We start from the raw sequence: 19,276 nt of genomic DNA, 5'->3' as shown, positions 1-19,276 counted from the left end.
GCAATGACAATATAAAGATTTATGTACGAAACTCCTTTCACCGACCAGCCGCTCGGCGAGCTCAGCTTTCTGGTAACCGGCGGCGCCGGCTTCATCGGCTCCAACCTGGTAGAATACCTGCTCAAGCACGGCGCCAAAAAAGTGCGCGTGCTGGACAACTTCTCCAACGGCTTCCGCAAAAACCTGCGTTTGTTTGCGGGCAACCCGGCGCTGGAAGTGCAGGAGGGCGACATCCGCGACCGCGAGGCGTGCGCGCGCGCCGTGCAGGGCATGGACGTGGTGCTGCACCAAGCGGCGCTGGGCTCGGTGCCGCGTTCCATCAACGATCCCGTTACGACGGATGAGGTGAACGTGGGCGGCTTCGTAAAGGTGCTGTTTGCGGCCAAAGAGGCTGGCGTAAAGCGCTTTGTATACGCCGCTTCGTCCTCGACCTACGGCGACCACCCCGGCTTGCCCAAGGTAGAGGACCGCATCGGCAAGCCGCTCTCGCCCTACGCCGTCACCAAGTACGCCAACGAGCTGTACGCCGACGTATTTGCCCGCACCTACGGCATGGAGATTATCGGCCTGCGCTACTTCAATATCTTCGGCCCGCGCCAGGACCCCGGCGGAGCGTATGCCGCGGTGATTCCGCTATTTATCGACGCCATCTTGGAAGAGAACGCGCCCACGCTGAACGGCGATGGCGGCCAGACCCGCGACTTCACCTTCGTGGCCAACTGCGTGCAGGCCAACGTGCGGGCCGCGCTCACTACCAACCTCGAGGCGCTGGGCCAGGTCTATAACATCGCCGTGGGCGACCGCACCTCGCTGGTGCAGATGTACGACATCCTGCGCGAAGAAGCGCACTCGACCCTGGAACCCAAGTTTGGCCCCAACCGCGCCGGCGACATTCGCGACTCGCTGGCCGACATCACTAAGGCCGAAACCCGGCTCGGCTACGCGCCGCAGGTGCGCATTCGCGAAGGCTTGCAGCAAACCCTGAGCTGGTTCAAAGCTAACCAGGACTTTATTGCCGAGCGCAATTAATTGAGTAGTAGCTGCTTAACGTAGACTAGTATGGGAACCTGGGGAAGTGATAATTTCGGCAACGACCATGCCCTGGATTACCTGGCCACTATCTGCCAGCCACTGGTCGAAAAGCTGTCAGCTATCGTCGAAAACCCTTCGCTGGCCGAAGCTGACGAAGATGGGTGGGTAGAGTGCATGGTAGCGGTGGAAGTATTGACCTTATTAGGAAAGTACTATTCCAGCAAAACGCTTACACCCCAATTAGTTACTACTTGTCGGGATATTATCCTAGCCGAGTGGCTGGCTACCATTGATGACTTAGACCCTGACCCAGACTACAAAGCCGAACGGCCGGTAGTTATAAAGCACTCATTTGATAAGCTGCTGGCCGTGCTAATCAGCCGGCATTAGGCCCTGCCAAAGTCAACCACAAAACGCTACGCTAAACACTACTTCACATGAAAGGTATCATTCTCGCCGGCGGCTCGGGCACCCGGCTGCACCCCCTCACCCTGGCCGTCTCCAAGCAGATGATGCCCGTCTACGACAAGCCGATGATTTACTATCCGCTGTCGATTTTGATGATGGCGGGTATTCGTGAAATTCTCATTATCACCACGCCCCACGACCAGGAGCAGTTCAAGAAGCTGCTGGGTGATGGCCAGAACCTGGGCTGCAACTTCCAATACGTAGTGCAGGAAGTGCCCAACGGCTTGGCCCAAGCCTTCGTGCTCGGTGCCGACTTCATTGGCCAGGATAAGGTGGCGCTGGTGCTGGGCGACAACATTTTCCACGGCGAAGGCATGGAAGAGCTGCTAAAAGCCAACAGCAACCCCGACGGCGGCGTAGTTTACGCCTACCACGTACACGACCCCGAGCGCTACGGCGTAGTCGAGTTCGATGAGAACAAAGTAGCCCTCAGCATCGAAGAAAAGCCTGCCCAGCCTAAGAGCAACTACGCCGTGCCCGGCCTGTACTTCTATGATAACGAAGTAGTTGAGATTGCCAAAAACCTGGAAATGAGCCCGCGTGGCGAGTACGAAATCACGGACGTGAACCGCGAGTACCTGCGCCGCGGCAAGCTGAAAGTAGGCATCCTGGGCCGCGGCACGGCCTGGCTCGACACCGGCACCTTCGAGAGCCTGATGCAGGCCGGCGAGTTTGTGCGGGTGCTGGAGCAGCGCCAAGGCCTGAAGGTGGGCTCTATTGAGGAAGCTGCTTACCGCCAGGGCTTTATCGACGCCGACCAGCTTCGCAAAATTGCTGCCCCGCTGCGCAAAAGCGGCTACGGCGACTACCTCATGAACCTGCCTGACCAGCTCATTCTTAATCAATGAGTGAATGAGTGAGGGCTAAATAGCCCTTTTGCATTCACTCATTCACCCCTCACTCATTGATTAAGAATGAGCCGGAACGTGGTGCCTTTGCCCACCTCGCTCCACTTCACGAACAGCCGCCCTTCGTGGTAGTTGTCGATGATGCGGCGAGCCAGGGCCAGGCCCAGGCCCCAGCCGCGCTTTTTGGTGGTGTAGCCGGGGGTGAACACGTTTTCGAGCTTGTTTTTCGGAATGCCCTTGCCCGTATCGGTGATGTCAATGGCCACCTGGGGGCGCGGGGCGCGGCGGCGCCACCACTGCCGGCGGGTTTTCACGGCGCGCAGGCGCAACGTAATGGAGCCGCGGCCGTCCATGGCGTCCACCGCGTTTTTGCAGATATTCTCCACTACCCAGTCGAAAAGCGGCACGTTGATGCAGGCGGGCGTGTCGAGCGGCAGGTCGGTTTCGATGGTGAACTTCACCTTGCGCGACACCCGGCTTTCGAGGTAGGCAATAGCGTTGCGGGTGGTCAGGTAGAGGTTTTCGGCCTTGAGCACCGGCACTGAGCCGATGTTACTAAAGCGCTCGGTAATGATTTCCAGGCGTTTGATATCCTTGCCCAATTCCTCCACAATGGGCTCATCATGAAAGCGTTCTGATTGCCGCAGGTATTCCTGCCAGCCCACGAGCGAGCTTAGGGGCGTGCCCAGCTGGTGGGCCGTTTCCTTGGCCAGGCCTACCCACACGCGGTTTTGCTCGGCCCGCCGCGAGTAGCTGAACGCGATGTAGGCCATCATGGCCAGCGAGGCGATAACGGCCAGCGCCGCCAGCGGGTAGGTGCGCAGCTGCCGCAGCAGCTGCGAATCTTGGTAAAACAGGTAGTTGCGCGTGTTGCCGGGCAGCTCAATCACAATGGGCGGGTGGCGGCGCTGCATCTCCAGTAGTACCGCCTGCAACCGCCGCAGCGAGTCGGCCGGCTCCAGGTGCGGGGGCAGGCCCAGGTTTTTGGTATCCACGATATATTCCCCATTGGTCAGGATAACGGGAATCGTGGTGTTGGCCTCAATAATCTGCTCCTGCAAAAAGGGTAGGTTCTTCGTATCCTCCGTGTTGATAATGTAGCGCTGCGTTTTGGCGTACAGGTCAATCTGGCGCTGCTCGCGCTCTGAAAGGCGCTGCACCAGCACGTTGGTGTACAGTACCGTAGCCCCGGCAATAAGCAGGGCCATCAGCAAGACCAAGAGCTTGATGCGCGATTTTTGGTCGGAAAAGGGAAGAAGCATAAGAAAGCAAAGGTCGGGCGGGCGGCCCGGAGCGCAAGTTGCCGCATTTAACGAGTAAAAGACCGGGTTGGGGCATTTATTAGGCCAGCCGAACCCAATAGCTTGTCAGTCTGTTTCTATAGCAGCTATTTACACCGTAATTTTGCAGGCCGGCCGTGGGTCGGCCCGTGCTATGTCCCATTCGTTTAAGGCTGTTAGTTTATCCTTCCGCAAGGCGCCCCTCGCTATCCGCGAGTTGCTGGCGCTAGACGAAGCCGCCTGTCGTCGTTTTGTGCAGCAATTGCGCACTGAGTTGCACTTGGCCGATGTGCTGGTGCTAAGTACCTGCAACCGCACCGAAATCTACTACGCGCACGACGACGACTTCTCGGCCGCCATCATCCGGGCGCTGGGGGAGCTCAAAAACCGGCCCGATGCCCTGAGCTTCGCCCCGTACTTTGACCTCTACACCGAGGCCGAAGCGGCTACTCGCCACCTGTTTGAAGTAGCCTTAGGGCTTGATGCCCAGGTAGTTGGCGACATGCAGATTATTAGCCAGGTGAAGCAGGCCTATCAGTGGACGGCCGACGCCGACGCGGCCGGGCCCTTCCTGCACCGCCTGCTGCACACCATCTTCTTCGCCAACAAGCGCGTGCAGCAGGAAACCAGTTTCCGCGACGGCGCGGCTTCCATGAGCTACGCGGCCCTGGAGCTGGTTGAGGAGCTCACGGCCGACGTAGCCAGCCCCCGCGTGCTGGTGGTGGGCCTGGGCGAAATTGGCAGCGACGTGTGCCGCCACTTGGCTGATAGCAAGAGTTTTGCCAGCGTAACGCTGTGTAACCGCACCCGCGCCCGCGCCGAGGAGCTGGCCGCCGAGTTTGCGCCCGGCCGCCTGCGCATCGCCGACTTCGAAAACCTGGCCGTGGCCCTGCGCGAGGCCGATGTGGTTATCTCCTCCATTAGCCGCGATACGCCCTTTTTTACCCGCGATTTGGTGGCCAATCTTGATGTGCTGAGCTACAAGTTCTTTATCGACTTGGCCGTGCCGCGCTCGGTGGCCGCCGATGTAGAGCAGGTGCCCGGCGTGCTGGTCTACAACGTGGATGCCATTCAGAGCAAAGCCTCGGCCGCGCTGGAGATGCGCCTGGCCGCCGTGCCCCAGGTGCAGGCCCTCATTACCGAAAGCCTGCTCGACTTTGCTGACTGGAGCCGCGAGATGCTCGTGTCGCCCCTCATTCAGCGCATGAAGGCTGGCTTGGAGCAAATGCGCCAGCAAGAGCTTGACCGCTTCCAGAAAAAAGCCACCCCTGCCGAGGTAAAGCTGCTGGATGAGGCCACGCGCGCCTTTATGCAAAAGGTGCTGAAGCAGCATGTGCTGCACCTCAAGGCCGCTTGCCGCCGCGACGAAGCCGACCAGCTGCTGCCGCTGCTCACCGACCTGTTTGATTTAGAGCGGCTGCCGCAAACGGCTTAGGCAAAACCTGACCGCTTAAGCTAAAATATCAAATCCCCTGCAACTTACTGATAATCAGTAAGTTGCAGGGGATTTTTTATAATAAACCAACTTGGCTAACTCGTTTTAAAACTACCTGATTTGAAGCCCGAAGGATTGGCTACCAAATAAGGCGTAAAAACGCTTTAGTTGCTTTCTGGTGCTCGTGCAGGGATGGGTGGCTAGGGCGCAACCCACACTTGCGTAGAGCACCTGCTTAGATACGGCCGGAATAGTCTTCCAGGGTATCAATGATTTTCAGCAACTGGGGTACGGCCAGTGAGTAGTAAATCTTGGTGCCCACTTTGCTCGACTTCAGCACGCCCCGGTCTTTGAGGGTGATGAGGTGCTGCGAAGCGATGGCCTGCGGGATATCCAGGGCCTGGTAGATTTCGGTAACCGACATCTGGTGGTCCTTGGTTTTGCTCTTGCCAAGCAGGTCAACAATGGCGAGGCGCTTGGGGTGCGAAAGTACTTTGAGCATGGCCGCAGCGCGGTCCAGCTGCTCAGCATCTACGCGAGTGTGCAAAGGTTTCATGGCGTTTATAACTTAAAAATGGTAGAAGGAAAAATAGAAGAATGAAGCCGCTACCCTATTACTAGGGTGTTGGTAATGCAAAGTAAGCGCAAGAATACTATTGTACACTATTTTGGATGCATATAAAATTCGGGCATGCTACTTGGCTGAGTGCAATTTATTGGCCTGCAAGCCTGTTTTCGCACTTTTTTATAATTTACATTATTCAAAGTTTTTTTATAATGACTACTTCCTATTTGCTTCATCAATGAACCCTTCATGAAAAACTGCGGGTTGCCGGCAACGCCTGCCCCTGCCAACCTGCCGGCCCCGGCTGGCCAGCTAAAAGCCAAGCCGCACCAACAGCCAGCCAGTGCCTTGCGTACTTATGTGGGGGGGCGGAAATTTCCCGGCCCATTTGCTGTCAATGGAGGTTCCTGCTTTTTTGCGCCGGGAGGTGCTAGGTAACGAATTAGTTGAGTACGTAATCGCGGCGGTGATTATGTTATTGGGCAGTGTGCTCAACCGGGTGCTGTCGCGGTTGCTGAGCAAGGCGCTGTTTCGGCTCACCAAGCGCTATACGGCCGGCGTAACGGAAGAAGAACTGCACGAGCTGCTAATTCAGCCGGTAGGAGCGCTGTTGTTTTTAATTTCCTTTTACTTGGCATTCAGTGTGTTGCGCTATCCGCTGCCACCGCTGGCGGTGAAGGGTGTGGAGCCCTGGCCGAAAGTGCTGCTGCTGGGCCTGTTTCACCTGGGCGTGATTGCCACCATTGTGTGGGTAATTACGCGGCTGGTCGATTTTGCGCTGCTGGTGGTGCAGCGTCGCGCCGCACTCACAACCACACCCGGCGCGCGGCGGCTCGACAACCAGTTTTTGCCCTTTGCCAAAGACCTGCTCAAGGTTTTTATTGTGGTTATTGGGTTGCTGGTGGCGTTGGGGCAAGTGTTTGGGGTGAATGTGACGGCCCTGATAGGCGGCCTGGGCATTGGCGGGCTGGCCGTGGCCTTCGCGGCCAAGGAGAGCCTGGAAAACCTGCTGGCGTCGTTCACCATCTTTCTCGACCAGCCCTTTGGGGTGGGCGACCTCGTAACGGCCGGTACGGTGAGCGGCACGGTAGAAAAAATCGGCTTTCGCAGCACGCGCCTGCGCACGGCCGAGAAAAGCTACCTCACGGTGCCCAATAAGAGCATGATTGACAAGCCGTTGGATAACCTGAGCCTGCGTACGGCGCGGCGGGTGGGTTTTACGCTCATCTTCGACCAGAAGACGACCAGCGAGCAGCTGCAAGCCATTATCAAGGAGGCCGTGGCGGCTATGCAGGCGCATCCGCTCGTGACCAAAGATGTGCAGATGAAGTTCAATAGCATTTCGCCAGCCGGCAAGGAGGTGACGGTGCAGTACTTCGTCGAAACTACGAGCTACGACGAATACCTGGACGTGAAGGAGTCGTTGAACTACTGCTTGATAGAAGCCACTGAGCACCAAGGGGGTAGCTTTGCTGTTGCTATTCCGGCAGCGCCGGGGCCGGCGTAGGCCGCCGGTTACGGGTACTTTTGCGCCTCCGGCCAAACCCCTGGGCCGCCTTGGTACTTATATCCTGCCGGCCCTGGTGGTGACCGGCCGCTGCTTGCCAGCGAAATTTCCAGTTAGTTGCCCTCATGTCCGAAACCCTTTTCCTGACGCCCGGCGTGCCCAAGGCCGCCCGCTACGCCGAGCTGCACCCGCAGGTGGCCGCCCTTACTGCTGGTGAGCCCGACCGCACCGCCAACCTGGCCAATGTGGCCGCCGCGCTGCGGCAGGCATTCGGCTTTTTTTGGGTGGGCTTTTATATAGTGCAGGGCGAGGAACTGGTGCTGGGGCCGTTTCAGGGGCCCATTGCCTGCACCCGCATCCGGCGGGGGCGCGGCGTGTGCGGCACCAGCTGGGCCGAGGCGCGCACCGTGCTGGTGCCCGACGTGGAGGCCTTTCCGGGCCACATTGCGTGCAGCGCCGCCTCGCAATCGGAAATTGTGGTGCCCATTCTGAAAGCCGGCGCAGTAGTGGCCGTGCTCGATGTGGATAGCGACCAGCTGAATGATTTTGACGAGGCCGACCAGGCCGGTCTGGAGCAGCTGATGCAGCTGGCAAGCAACTGGTTTTAAGGTCAATGAAAGCGCTGAAAATAGGGTGGCTATGCCTGCTAAGCGGGGTAGTGGCGGGCTGCGGCCAGCAAGTGAAAATGCCCCCGATGATGCAGGTAACTCATCGGTATGACAAAGCCTTTCAGCAGCAGGAAAGCCTGCTGAATGCCGAAAAGGTAGAGTGGTCGGTGCACCGCACCCAAATAGCGGCCGACTCTGCTATTAGTCGAATTGATTTGGTGGTGCTTAACCCCAAGGGGTTGCCCGCTACGCCCGATAGCGTGGTGAAGCAGACCCATAAGCTTGCGCACTTGTTAGTAGCCAACCTAAGTAGCCCGCAGGACTACCAGGTAATGACCGTGACAATAGCCACGCAGCAACGGGGTATTATCGTGCAAAACACCAATGCCCGAACCATCACGTATTCCATTGCCAGCTTGAAGTAAGCACGAGCTCAGGCTGCTAAACCTCCTTTTTATTTCGTATGGAATCGTCTTTAAACGCAGCCCTACCCAGCGCCGCCGAGCCGCTCATCGTAATGGGCGCGGGCCTGGTGGGCACGCTGCTAGCCCTCTACCTCACGCGGCGGGGCCACCCGGTGCACCTCTACGAGCGCCTGCCCGACCCCCGCAAGGCGGGCCTGCGCGAGGCGCGCTCCATCAACTTGGCCCTCTCCGATAGGGGGTGGCGCGGGCTGGCGGGCGTGGGCATCACCGACGATATTCGCAAGGTGGGCATCCCCATGTACCGCCGCGTAATGCACGACCAGCGCGGGCAGCTCACCCACCAGCCGTATGGGCAGGAGGGGCAGGCTATTTTTTCGGTGAGCCGCGACAGCCTCAACCGCACTTTGCTTGACCTGGTAGAAGCCAAGCCGAACGTGGAAATCACCTTCGGCCAGAAGCTGACGCAGCTCGACCTGCCCGGCCGCCGCCTGCACCTGCGCGACGTGGCCAGCGCCCGCGAGTACGACGTGCCCTACCAGCGCCTATTTGGGGTCGATGGGGCGTGGTCGGCGGTGCGCGGCGCTATGCAGCGCCTCGACCGGGCCGACTACTCGCAGCAGTACCTGGAGTACGGCTATAAGGAGCTGACCATTGCGGCGGGGCCGGGCGGCACCTGGCAGCTGGAAAAAAACGCCCTGCACATCTGGCCGCGCGGCAATTACCTGATGATTGCCCTGCCCAACCTCGACGGCTCATTCAATGCCACGCTGTTTTTCCCCTACGAGGGCGCGCCCTCGTTCGACAGCCTGCGCACGCCCGAGGAAGTGGAGCAGTTTTTTGGCGAAGTATTTCCCGACGTGGTGCCGCTGATGCCGGAGCTGGATACCGAGTTTTTCGACCATCCCACGGGCTCGCTCGTCACCATTCGGTGCTGGCCCTGGAGCTACCAGGATTCGGTGCTGCTGCTCGGCGACGCGGCGCACGCCATTGTGCCCTTCTACGGCCAGGGCATGAACGCGGGTTTTGAAGACTGCACCGTGCTCGACCGCCTGCTCGACGAGCTGGGCGAGGCCAACTGGGGCGAGGTGCTCGACCAGTTTGAGCGCCTGCGCAAGCCCAACACCGATGCCATGGCCGAGCTGGCTCTCTACAACTTTGTGGAGATGCGCGACCACGTGGCCGACCCGCGCTTCCTGCTGCAAAAGCGCATCGAAAGCAAAATCGCGGCCCAGTTTCCGGGCCAGTGGCTGCCGCTCTACTCGCGCGTCACGTTCTCGCCCGATACGTCGTATGCCGAGGCCTGGGCCGCCGGCCAGCGCCAGGAGGCCATTATGCAGCGGCTCATGCCCCTCATTCAGACGGAAGAAGATTATGAGCTGCCGAATGTTAAAGAGCTGATTGAGAAGGAGTTGTCGTTAGTTAAGTAAAAAACGTCATGCTGAACGCAGTGAAGCATCTCTATCGCCTCCTTGAAGGGTGCGGTAGAGATGCTTCACTGCGTTCAGCATGACGTTCTTGTAGAACGGCTGCTCGGCGGCTAACCTTTAACAGGTTACGGGGCTACCGTAATCGTGCGGGTTACCGAGTTATACGGGCCGGGGATGAGCGTGCCGCTGCTATCGAGCAGCTCCAGCTTGATGGTAGCCTGGCCGGCGGGCAGGCCTTCCATCATGTAGGGCAGCCACTTGTCGAGCATAAACTCGGTGCCGTTGATGGTGGCGCGCACCTTGTTGCCGTCGGGGGCTAGAGTGGTGTTCACTAGGTAGAAGTCCAGCATGATTTTCTGGGCATCCTTGCCGGCGTAGGTATCCTTGGGGCGGCTGTAGAACAGGGCCGGGGCCTTCACGTCGAAGGTCATGGGCGCGGTGCCGGCGGCCGGCGTGCCCACCGTGATGGTGCGCAAGTCGTAGGCCCCCAGGTGCTTGAGGCTCTCGTGGTAGGAGCGCGAAATGAACGAGAGAACAACGTGCTCACCATCAGCCACGGGCTCGGCAAACTTGGTGTCGTAGTGCGCCGTGTAGGGCTGGTCGTCCACGATGAGGTGGATATGCTGGCCCTTCATCGAATTCGACATTTGCATGCCGTGCTCGCTGTCTGTCATCTTGGTGAGCTGAAAATTGGTCAGGTCATACGAAAACGTAACGGGGCCGCTGGGCACAGTAGAGCCCGTAGGCGGCGAGTTGAGGCGCAGGGCGGCCGTCGGGAACTTGGGCGAGTCGTTAAAGGGCGTGAGCGTGAGGCCGCCTTTCGACTGCGCATCGCCCGCCATGGTAGCGCCGCTATTTTGGGCCCCGAGGGCTTCGGTGCGGTCGGCGGGGCTGGTGGTGGCGGTTTCGGCTTGCTGGCTGGTGCTGCAGCTGCCGAGAAAGGCCAGCGCGGCCAGGGCCAGCGAGCCAGTAAGCGGGGCGGTGAATCGATTCATGTGAAAGAGACAGAAGGAGGTGAGTTATCAGGCCCTGTACGCGAACTAGCGGGCAGAAGGTTTTGTACTAACTTCGCATTAGCAACTTCCTGGTTGCTGCTGGTGGGCCGGGCGCCCGGCTGGTTAAGCCTCAATAACCCGCCGCCGCCCGGCCTGCCACCAGGAAGTTGCTATCCATAATCAGCAAGTAACCCACCCCTACTTTTTTATGGCTGATAACCTGCCTGACCACATCCCCTCGCTCGACTTGGCCGACTTTCGCTCGGGCGACCCCGCCCGCAAAGCCAAGTTTGTGCAGGAGCTGGGCGCTGCTTACCAGAGTATTGGCTTCATCGCCCTCAAAAACCACGGCCTCAACGAGCTGCAAACCAAAGAGCTGTACGCCGACGTGCAGGCGTTTTTTCAGCTCCCCGACGGCGACAAGCAGTCGTACGAAGTGCCCGAGCTGGCGGGCCAGCGCGGCTACATCAGCAAGGGCAAGGAGCACGCCAAGGGCCGCAACACCGGCGACCTGAAAGAATTTTATCACGTGGGCCAGGAAGTGCTGGACGAAACCGACCCCGTGCGCCACGACTACCCGGCCAACATCTGGCCCACCCAGGTGCCCCGCTTTGCCCAAAGCACCATGAAGGCCTACCGCACCCTGGAGGCGGCCGGCCAGGACGTGCTGCGCGCCATTGCGCTGTACCTGGAGCTGCCCGAAAACTACTTCGATGATAAGGTGCGCAACGGCAACAGCATCTTGCGGCCCATTCACTACTTCCCCATCGAAGACCCCGACGCGGTGCCCGCCGACGCCGTGCGCGCCGCCGAGCACGGCGACATCAACCTGATTACCTTGCTGATGGGCGCCAGCGCCGATGGCCTGCAGGTGAAGCGCCGCGATGGCCAGTGGATTGCCATTACGGCCCTGCCCGACCAGATTGTGGTGAACGTGGGCGACATGCTCCAGCGCCTCACCAACGGCGTGCTCAGGAGCACCATTCACCGCGTGGTAAACCCCGCCCGCGAGAAAATGAACAGCTCGCGCTACAGCATCCCGTTCTTCATGCACCCGCGTTCGGAGATGAGCCTCGCCGCCCTGCCGCACCTCGTCACGGCCGACAACCCCAAGAAAGAGGTTGACATCACGGCCGGCGAATTTCTGAACGAGCGCCTTATTGAGTTGGGCCTGAAGAAGAAGTAAGCGGTTAGTTGAGCCCGAAAAGAACGTCCTGCTGAGCTTGTCGAAGCATCTCTACCGCGCCGTTAGAATAGTAATACTAACGGCGCGGTAGAGATGCTTCGACAAGCTCAGCAGGACGTTCTTCTTTTGGTGGGTAGCTGCCCTGACTGGCTGGCTGGTTCTATCTTCGGCATGGCTACCTCTCCGTTCTGTGTCCGACCAATTACCCGCTCATGCTGATTTGTCCGTGCCCCTGGCGCCGTTGCGCCGGGCGGGCCGGCGGCTGCGCCACACGCGCAACTTCGTTTTTCTGAAAGACGTGGCCGGCCTGGCCTGCACCGCGTTTGGCGGGCCGCAGGCGCACCTGGCCATGATGTTCCGGCTGCTGGTAGATAAGCGCAAGTACCTCACGGCGGGCGAGTTGCTGGAGATGCAGGCGCTGTGCGCGCTGTTGCCGGGGCCTACGTCCACGCAAACCATTACGGCCATCGGCTTTCGGCTGGGCGGCCCCAACCTGGCGTACCTCACGCTCCTTATCTGGTGCCTGCCCTCGGTCACGATTATGACGGTGGCGGGGCTGCTGCTCACGCACTTCGATACCGCGTTTACGGCGCGGCTGGTGCAGTTTGTGCAGCCGGTGGCGGTGGGCTTCGTGGCGTTTTCGGCCTACCGCATTGCCGAAAAAGTGGTGCACACCAAAACGTCGGTGGCGCTGCTGGTGGCCGCCGCCATGGTGGCCTACTTTTTTCAGCTGCCCGGGGTGCTGCCGCTGCTGCTGCTGGCCGGCGGCGTGATAACGGCGCTGCGCTACCGCAAGCACGCCATTGTGCCCGATAAAAAGCCCATTCGGGTGGAGTGGGCCAACGGGGCGCTGTGGCTGGGTATTTTCCTGATGGCGGCGCTGCTGGGGCACTACACGCGCCTGCTGCCGGTGCGCCTGTTCGAGAATTTTTACCGCAACGGCTCGCTGGTGTTTGGCGGCGGGCAGGTGCTGGCCCCGCTGCTCTTCGCCGAGTTTGTGGAGTACAAGCGCTACCTCACGGGGCCCGAGTTTTTGTCGGGCTTAGGGCTGGTGCAGGCGCTGCCGGGGCCCAATTTCTCGTTTGCTTCCTACATCGGGGCCTTGGCCATGCGGCCGGCTGGCGGCGCGGGCCCGCAGCTGCTGGGGGCGCTGGTAGGCGCGGTGGGTATCTTTTTGCCCGGCGTGCTGCTGATATTCTTTGTTATCCGCTTTTGGGACGGCCTGCGGCAATACCGCGTGGTAAAGGCCTCCCTAGAAGGCGTTAACGCCGTGAGCGCCGGCCTGGTGTGTGCGGCGGCGCTGCTGCTCTACCACCCGCTGCCCGACCGCCTGCTGGCCTTGCCCGGCCCGCTGGCCGGCTGGCACCTGCCCCTCAACCCGCTGCTGGTGGGAGCTACGTTTCTGCTGCTGCTTTGGGAAAAAATACCGAGCGTGGCGATAATCATTATTGCGCTATTGGCTGGGGCGTTGGTTCGGCAGGTGGGGGGCTGAATGATTGGATAAAGACGTATTTCGTATCTATTAAGCCCTTCACACTAGCTAATTCATGCTCAAAGTAATCAGCGTCACACTGTTGGCATTGGGGGCCGTTTCCTGTGGGCCGCGGCCGAATAAGGTGGATATGGTAACCTTGCTGGCTCATAAGTTGTTAGACAACAAATAGTTAGCTAGCTTCAGCTTTTGCGATGGCGGCCCGGCAGCCTGGGATAGTATCTTGGTTGTGAAGCCTTATTGCCCACCCGAAAAAATACAAGGGTTCGGAGTAAGTAACTATCAGAAAACCAAATATTTAGTCGATAATCAAAGCCTTGATGAGGCCAGCTGCACGCTGCTTTTTCTGAAAAACCAGACGTGCGTAGCTTACAGCGTAATCCCAAGGTCTACTGTTGACCTGACGGACCTGACTAATGAGAAGGACTCGGGCATTAGCCTGATAACCAAGGCTAACTGCGTAAAAAAGCTGCGCTTTGGTAAGAGTAGTACGTTTGTCAAAATGATTGACTGACAACCCCAGCTGGGCCCATCAATGAATGAAGTAGTTGGGGCGGACTGCCGGCCAAAAAGCTGGCAGCCCACCCCAACTGGTACTCACCGATTGGTAATCTCCACGTACGCCTTGCCCGTTACGGGCTGGCCGTTGTGGGTGCCGGTGACTTTGCACATGCCTTCCCAGTAGTACATGGTGAAGGCGTGGAAGAAGCGCAGCGCTAGCTCCTGCTGGGGCACGAGGGGCTCCACCACGAGGTCGTAGCCCTGGGCGGGCAGTTGCACGCGCCACTTGGCGGGGTACTTTTTCTTCGATTTGGGGCTGGTCCAGTACGTGAGGGGCGTGAGCGTGAAGTCCTTGCCAGTGAGGTCGATATTCTGGTTGGTGGCGCTGTTGAACGTGCCGTTGTGCAGGGTTTGGCCGGTTTCACTGTTGCGTAGCGTGTTGAGCATCAGCTCCTCGCGGGGCTGGTCGAGCTGAATGCTGAGCCAGTCCCAGCCCACGCCCTTGCTCACTACGCTGCCGCAGTTCCACTGGCGGTCGTACCAGAGCTCGCCGGTTACCTGGTGGGTTTTGCCGCCTACCGTGAGGGTGCCCGTGGTAGCCAGGCGGGGGTACGAGTAGTAGCCCGCCACAATGCCCGCACCGTAGTCTTCGTAGCCGGTGCCACTGTGCAGCAGCACCGGCTTGGTGGGCGTGGTACTAAGGTTGAGGGCGTAGCCGGCGTTCTTTTTGCCGGTGAGGGCGGCGGCAAACTGATACTTGCCCTCCTGGCCGTCAAACTTCCACACCTGGCCGTCTTTACGCTCGCGCAGGCGCAGGGGCAGCGAGTCGGTGAGCAGGCGCGGCAGCTTGGCCAGCTTGTAGTCGTAGTTGAATTTCTGGCCCTTTGGGTCGGTGATGGCCACATTCACCATCTGGTAATCGCTCTTGCCATCCTTCAGGTTGAAGTGAAAAAAGACGTACTCGATGCCGAATTCCTCGCCGCTGGCCTGGTCGCGCAGGTGGCCGGTGAGATACCACCACTCCAGCGAGTTTTTGGGGTGCACGGCCTCCTCGTGGGGCAGCTCGGCGCGGGTGGCGGTGGGGTTGAAGCGGGTGGTGGTCACCGGCTTGAAAGTGGAGCAAGCAGCAAGCAGCAGCGTTAGCAGCAGGGCAAAGGGTAGTCGCGTCATACCCTGGCACAAGGCTTTTTGGGGCCGAAAAGTTTGGCTGATTTGCTACTTTAGCTACGCCGGAAAGGCCGGGTGAGCCAGTAGAAAAAGCCGTGGCCGGGCCGGGCGGCGGGTTGGGGCGGTGGCTGCTCGTTGGCGATGCTAATTGTTGCGACGGCTCCACTTGATATCCGGCATTCCCTTTCTTGCTGCATCGCCACCACCTCCACGCCGCTGGCGGCCGGGTCGGCACGCAGGCCCACTTGCACGGCGCCCGGCGCTGGGGCCAGTGGCAGCTGGCGCGAGAGGTAGCCCGCGCGGTGCAGCACCAGGCGCCGCCGCCGGCCCGCGGGCGGGCCGGCCGGCAGCCGCAAGCTGAACCGGCCCGCCGAATCGGTAGTCGCCGCCCGGTTTTCGCCTTTCAAAAAGACAGCTACACCCGCCAGCGGCTCGTGGGTGGCCGCATCGCGCGCCGTGCCGTGTAGCAGCTTAGTCGTTGGTTTTGAGTAAGATGCCTTGCGCAATTTGGTGGGCGAGTGGTGGGCGTTGGGGGCGGGCTCGGTGCGGGCCTCCGCCGCCAGGCTACTGCCTTCGCGCGCGCCCCATAGGGCTAGGGTAGCAGCCAGCCAGGCGCGCCACCGCTGGGCGGAGCCCGCCGCTACCGCCGCTACCAGGGGGCGGTTTAGCTGGTCGGCGCGCAAGCGGCCACAGGTTTCGCCGGCCGCCTGGCGCAGGATAGCCAGGATTTCGGCATCGGTTCTCCAGGTGAAATCGACTACCGTTTTGGCGCAGGCGGCGCAGTGGCGGCCGGCGGCGGTGGGCGTCATGGCGGCCCAGCTTTTGGGGCAGGGGGCCGGGATGGTGAGGCGGGTGGCGGGCATCGCAGGGCTGAGGTAAGAGGGGGGCGCTTACTTTTTTGGTGGGGCCTGGGGCGGTTGCGGGGTGGCAATGGGCGCGCCTCCTAGTACTGCTTCGTGGAGCATAGGCATGGGGCGAACGGGCTGAATGGGCCATACGGGCCGCACGGCCGGGCGCGTGCGCAACCGTGGGGGCGCCGGCCGTTCCAACGGCTGGCTAGTTTCCGCCTGCACTGGGTGGCTGGGAACCGGGCGGTGCTGGGCCTGGGCCGGGATAGTCAGGCTGCCGACCCCCAGCAGTGCGGCAACGGCGCCTAGCCAGCGCCGCCAGCCCGCCACGGGCACGGCCGCCGGCAGCAGCACGCGCCCCAGCTGGCTGGCGCGGAAGCGCCCGCACGGCAGCTGCCCGTGCTGGCCCAAGTAGGCAGCCAGCCCCGCATCGGTATAGCCGGTAAAATCGACCACCGTTTTTTGGCAGGCGGTGCAGTGGCGGCCATCAGCGTTGGGCGTCATGGCGTCCCAGCTGGCGGCGCAGGGCTGGGGCAGGGTAATGGTGATGGGTTGCATGGGCGGAAAATGTGGAAGAGGAGGTTTTAAAGAGTAATAATGGTAGGCGGGCTTAGCCCGAAAGTATCTGCCCATTCCGGCTCTGCTTAATTAACTATTTAATAATAAGTTAGTTAGTTTCTAAAGGGTTTTCAGCTGGTGCTTGCCCCAGCTGAAAAACCGGCGCGGGTGCCAGGGCCAGGGGCGCTGATATATGCCGCCGGTTATCACTACCTCACCCATCAGGCTTTGCTCACTGGCGGCCAGTAGTACCGCGAGCGGCTGGTTGGCGGTGGCCGTTCGCTCCTGCATAACAAAACCTATAAAGCTGAAGGCGAGCCGCACCGGCGCTACGCCGGCCGGCATCGGCAGCGAAAAAGCCCCGTTTATATCGGTTGAGGTACCGGTAGTGGTGCCCATTAGCAGCACCGTTACGCCCGGTAAGCCTTCGTGGGTGGCTGAGTCTCGCACCACGCCGCTTAGCGTGAGTGGCCCGCCAGTAGTAGTGGCTTCGCAACTAGTGGGCGTGGGGGCTACCGCACGCGTGAGTAGCGCGGGGGCGGGGCTGGCGGCGGGCACAGGGCCCCCATTGCAGTAGGCAGGCATGGCTTGCGCGGTAGCCCGGCCGGCGCCCAGCACGCCGCCGGCCGCCAGGGCGGCTCCTAGCCAGGCGCGCCAGCGCGGGGCCGCAGTGGGGGCCACGAGCGAGCGGTTGAGTTGATCGGGGCGCAGGCGGCCGCAGGTGTTGCCCGGGGCGCTGGCCAGGTAAGCTAGAATTTCGGCATCGGTTTTCCGGGTAAAATCGACCACTGTTTTTTGGCAGGCGGCGCAGTGGCGGCCGGCGGTAGCGGGTACCATAGGCCCCCAGCCTTCGGGGCAGGGCTGGGCAATGTGGACGGAGTGTGAGCGAGGGGTCATAACTCAGAAAGGGAGAATAGCTTTCCCTCCCGATGCCGCGCCGCGCCCGATTGCACACGGCCCGGCCGTATCTTGGCCGTTTACTAGTTTGCGCGCCCAATCTTTCCCTGGCCGAATGCCTCCCACCAATAACTCGCTCTTTCGCCGCAAAACCATCGCGGCTATTCTTGCCAACCCACCCGCCGACGCTGAGGGCCACGGCGGCTCCGGCGGCGGCCTGGCCCGCCACCTCACCGTGCGCGACCTTACCGGGCTCGGCATTGCAGCCATTATCGGGGCCGGTATTTTCAGCACCATCGGCCAAGCCAGCCTCAATGGCGGGCCGGCGGTGTCGCTGCTGTTTGTGTTTACGGCGATTGCCTGCGCGTTTTCGGCGCTGTGCTACGCGCAGTTTGCGGCTACTATTCCGGTGAGCGGCTCGGCGTATACCTACGCCTACACCTCATTTGGCGAGCTCGCGGCCTGGATTATTGGCTGGGCGCTCATCATGGAGTACGCGGTGGGCAACATCGTGGTAGCCATCTCCTGGAGCGACTATTTCACCGGGCTGCTCGACAGCGTGGGGCTGCACATGCCGCGCTGGCTCACCATGGGCACCCAAAGCGCCCACACCGGCTACGAGGCCGTGATGGCTCTTATGCAGGCCGGCCAGCCGTTGGCCGCCGCCTCGCCCGCCCAGCTCGAAGCCTACACCGCCTGGGCCAACGCCCCCGAGCTGTTCGACGGCCTGCGGCTGGTAATCGATTTGCCGGCCTTCCTCATCACGGTGGCCATTACGGCGCTGGTGTACGTGGGCATCAAGGAAAGCAAAAATGCCAGTAACCTACTGGTGGTGTTGAAGTTGATAATTGTGGCCGTGGTTATTGTGGTGGGCGCGTTCTACGTGAAGCCCGAAAACTGGTCGCCCTTCGCGCCGCACGGCATTGGTGGGGTGCTCAAAGGGGTGTCGGCGGTTTTCTTCGCCTACATCGGCTTCGACGCCATCTCGACCACCGCCGAGGAGTGCAAAAACCCGCAGCGCGACCTGCCCAAGGCCATGATGTACGCGCTCATCATTTGCACGGTGCTTTATGTCATTATCACGCTGGTACTCACCGGTATGGTGTCGTATAAGGAGCTGGGCGTGGGCGACCCGCTTTCCTTCGTGTTTGCCAAGGTGGGCCTGCCCAAGCTCTCGGCCCTGGTGGCGGTGAGCGCGGTGTTTGCCATGGCCTCGGTGCTACTGGTGTTTCAGCTGGGTCAGCCGCGCATCTGGCTGACAATGAGCCGCGATGGCCTGCTGCCGCCCGTGTTTGCCAGGGTGCACCCCAAGTACCACACGCCCTCGTTCAGCACCATCGTCACGGGTATTTTCGTGGGCGTGCCGGCCCTGTTTCTGAACATGGATTTGGTGGTGGACCTCACCAGCATCGGCACGCTGTTCGCGTTTGCGCTGGTCTGCGGCGGCATCCTCATCATCGACCCCTATGGTAAGTCCGACGCCCGCTTCACGGTGCCCTACATCAGCGGGCGCTGGCTGGTGCCGGTGCTGCTGCTAGCCAGCATCTACCTGCTAAAAACCTATAATGCAGCCGGCAACCACGAGTTTTGGCTCGATGCCAGCGGGCAGCACGGCTGGCTGGTGAAAGAACCCATCACGGAAAAAGTAATCGGCGGCTTTGCCCACCAGATTCCGACCATGGTATTCATCCTGGCCTCGCTGGCGCTGGTGGTGGTCACGTTCCGGAAAAAGCTCTCGCTGCTACCGGTGCTGGGCCTGCTCACCAACATGTATTTGATGACCCAGCTCGGCATCAACAACTGGACGATGTTCGCGATTTGGCTGCTCATTGGGCTGGCCATTTACTTCACGTACGGGTACAAGCACTCGAAGCTGAATAAGGTGGCGGTGGCCTAACTGGAAACTGGTTGCTAGTGGTTGAAAAACATTAGATAGTCGGGTATAATTTAGCAAGTTTGATGCGAGCATCGGCCGTTTTGAATTGCCAGTTGCGGGGCTTGGGCCGCGCATTCTGGCGGTCTTGCCACTGTTCTACC

General features: G+C 60.6%; 19 protein-coding genes. 12 read left to right on the top strand and 7 right to left on the bottom strand.

Going from position 1 to position 19,276, the window contains the following annotated elements; translation table 11 throughout:
- The first annotated feature begins 21 nt into the window (after nt 1-21).
- Genes QMK33_RS03800 through rfbA form a run of 3 tightly spaced genes read left to right on the top strand, consistent with a single transcriptional unit; the run spans nt 22 to nt 2,348 of the window.
- Nucleotides 22-1,029 (top strand): SDR family oxidoreductase, encoded by a 1,008-nt coding sequence (locus QMK33_RS03800; protein ID WP_283563223.1) that lies wholly within the window; start codon nt 22-24, stop codon nt 1,027-1,029.
- Nucleotides 1,030-1,059: 30 nt separating this feature from the next.
- A complete protein-coding gene (locus QMK33_RS03795; RefSeq protein ID WP_283563222.1) occupies nt 1,060-1,422 on the top strand; it encodes a DUF4259 domain-containing protein in 363 nt (120 codons plus the stop codon).
- 47 nt (nt 1,423-1,469) lie between these two features.
- On the top strand, nt 1,470-2,348 hold the full coding sequence (rfbA, locus tag QMK33_RS03790; RefSeq protein WP_283563221.1) for a glucose-1-phosphate thymidylyltransferase RfbA: 879 nt from the start codon (nt 1,470-1,472) through the stop codon (nt 2,346-2,348).
- 53 nt (nt 2,349-2,401) lie between these two features.
- Here the strand turns inward: rfbA and QMK33_RS03785 are convergent, their stop codons facing one another.
- On the bottom strand, nt 2,402-3,610 hold the full coding sequence (locus QMK33_RS03785) for an ATP-binding protein (protein ID WP_283563220.1): 1,209 nt from the start codon (nt 3,608-3,610) through the stop codon (nt 2,402-2,404).
- Between the two features lie 172 nt (nt 3,611-3,782).
- Between QMK33_RS03785 and hemA the strand changes: the two genes are divergently transcribed.
- Nucleotides 3,783-5,063 carry a glutamyl-tRNA reductase gene (hemA, locus tag QMK33_RS03780; RefSeq protein WP_283563219.1) on the top strand — a complete coding sequence of 427 codons (1,281 nt, stop codon included), beginning with the start codon at nt 3,783-3,785 and terminating at the stop codon, nt 5,061-5,063.
- A gap of 235 nt (nt 5,064-5,298) precedes the next feature.
- Here hemA and QMK33_RS03775 read toward each other — a convergent pair whose 3' ends face one another.
- The gene (locus QMK33_RS03775) at nt 5,299-5,619 is read right to left on the bottom strand and encodes an ArsR/SmtB family transcription factor (protein ID WP_283563218.1); all 321 of its coding nucleotides are present in this window, start codon (nt 5,617-5,619) and stop codon (nt 5,299-5,301) included.
- Between the two features lie 406 nt (nt 5,620-6,025).
- Between QMK33_RS03775 and QMK33_RS03770 the strand changes: the two genes are divergently transcribed.
- The 4 genes from QMK33_RS03770 to QMK33_RS03755 all read left to right on the top strand — a co-directional run bounded on the left by QMK33_RS03770 (nt 6,026) and on the right by QMK33_RS03755 (nt 9,595).
- The gene (locus QMK33_RS03770) at nt 6,026-7,135 is read left to right on the top strand and encodes a mechanosensitive ion channel family protein (protein WP_283563217.1); all 1,110 of its coding nucleotides are present in this window, start codon (nt 6,026-6,028) and stop codon (nt 7,133-7,135) included.
- A gap of 125 nt (nt 7,136-7,260) precedes the next feature.
- On the top strand, nt 7,261-7,743 hold the full coding sequence (msrC, locus tag QMK33_RS03765; protein WP_283563216.1) for a free L-methionine (R)-S-oxide reductase MsrC: 483 nt from the start codon (nt 7,261-7,263) through the stop codon (nt 7,741-7,743).
- 5 nt (nt 7,744-7,748) lie between these two features.
- Nucleotides 7,749-8,168 carry a hypothetical protein gene (locus tag QMK33_RS03760; protein ID WP_283563215.1) on the top strand — a complete coding sequence of 140 codons (420 nt, stop codon included), beginning with the start codon at nt 7,749-7,751 and terminating at the stop codon, nt 8,166-8,168.
- A 38-nt stretch (nt 8,169-8,206) separates the two neighbouring features.
- Entirely contained in the window at nt 8,207-9,595 is a 1,389-nt protein-coding gene (locus QMK33_RS03755; RefSeq protein ID WP_283563214.1) for an FAD-dependent oxidoreductase, read from the top strand.
- 125 nt (nt 9,596-9,720) lie between these two features.
- On the opposite strand, the gene QMK33_RS03750 is transcribed toward QMK33_RS03755, so the two are convergent.
- Nucleotides 9,721-10,590 carry a hypothetical protein gene (locus QMK33_RS03750; protein ID WP_283563213.1) on the bottom strand — a complete coding sequence of 290 codons (870 nt, stop codon included), beginning with the start codon at nt 10,588-10,590 and terminating at the stop codon, nt 9,721-9,723.
- 208 nt (nt 10,591-10,798) lie between these two features.
- On the opposite strand from QMK33_RS03750, the gene QMK33_RS03745 reads away from it, so the two are divergent.
- The 3 genes from QMK33_RS03745 (at nt 10,799) to QMK33_RS03735 (ending at nt 13,782) form a co-directional block, all read left to right on the top strand.
- A complete protein-coding gene (locus QMK33_RS03745) occupies nt 10,799-11,776 on the top strand; it encodes an isopenicillin N synthase family dioxygenase (RefSeq protein ID WP_283563212.1) in 978 nt (325 codons plus the stop codon).
- A gap of 190 nt (nt 11,777-11,966) precedes the next feature.
- Nucleotides 11,967-13,268, top strand: a complete 1,302-nt coding sequence (gene chrA, locus QMK33_RS03740) for a chromate efflux transporter (RefSeq protein ID WP_502867040.1) — start codon at nt 11,967-11,969, stop codon at nt 13,266-13,268.
- Between the two features lie 229 nt (nt 13,269-13,497).
- A complete protein-coding gene (locus QMK33_RS03735) occupies nt 13,498-13,782 on the top strand; it encodes a hypothetical protein (RefSeq protein WP_283563211.1) in 285 nt (94 codons plus the stop codon).
- Nucleotides 13,783-13,865: 83 nt separating this feature from the next.
- Here the strand turns inward: QMK33_RS03735 and QMK33_RS03730 are convergent, their stop codons facing one another.
- From QMK33_RS03730 to QMK33_RS03715, 4 genes are all read right to left on the bottom strand, one after another.
- Complete coding sequence (locus QMK33_RS03730; protein ID WP_283563210.1) at nt 13,866-14,939, bottom strand: lipocalin-like domain-containing protein; 1,074 nt, start codon at nt 14,937-14,939, stop codon at nt 13,866-13,868.
- 50 nt (nt 14,940-14,989) lie between these two features.
- Complete coding sequence (locus tag QMK33_RS03725) at nt 14,990-15,799, bottom strand: carboxypeptidase-like regulatory domain-containing protein (protein ID WP_283563209.1); 810 nt, start codon at nt 15,797-15,799, stop codon at nt 14,990-14,992.
- A gap of 27 nt (nt 15,800-15,826) precedes the next feature.
- Nucleotides 15,827-16,342, bottom strand: a complete 516-nt coding sequence (locus tag QMK33_RS03720) for a hypothetical protein (RefSeq protein WP_283563208.1) — start codon at nt 16,340-16,342, stop codon at nt 15,827-15,829.
- Nucleotides 16,343-16,462: 120 nt separating this feature from the next.
- Nucleotides 16,463-17,239 (bottom strand): carboxypeptidase-like regulatory domain-containing protein, encoded by a 777-nt coding sequence (locus QMK33_RS03715; protein WP_283563207.1) that lies wholly within the window; start codon nt 17,237-17,239, stop codon nt 16,463-16,465.
- 115 nt (nt 17,240-17,354) lie between these two features.
- On the opposite strand from QMK33_RS03715, the gene QMK33_RS03710 reads away from it, so the two are divergent.
- A complete protein-coding gene (locus tag QMK33_RS03710) occupies nt 17,355-19,136 on the top strand; it encodes an amino acid permease (protein ID WP_283563206.1) in 1,782 nt (593 codons plus the stop codon).
- Nucleotides 19,137-19,276: the final 140 nt, after the last annotated feature.

The organism is Hymenobacter sp. H14-R3, assembly GCF_030063445.1.
Classification (GTDB): domain Bacteria; phylum Bacteroidota; class Bacteroidia; order Cytophagales; family Hymenobacteraceae; genus Hymenobacter.
This window is presented reverse-complemented; position numbering and strand designations above follow the sequence as displayed.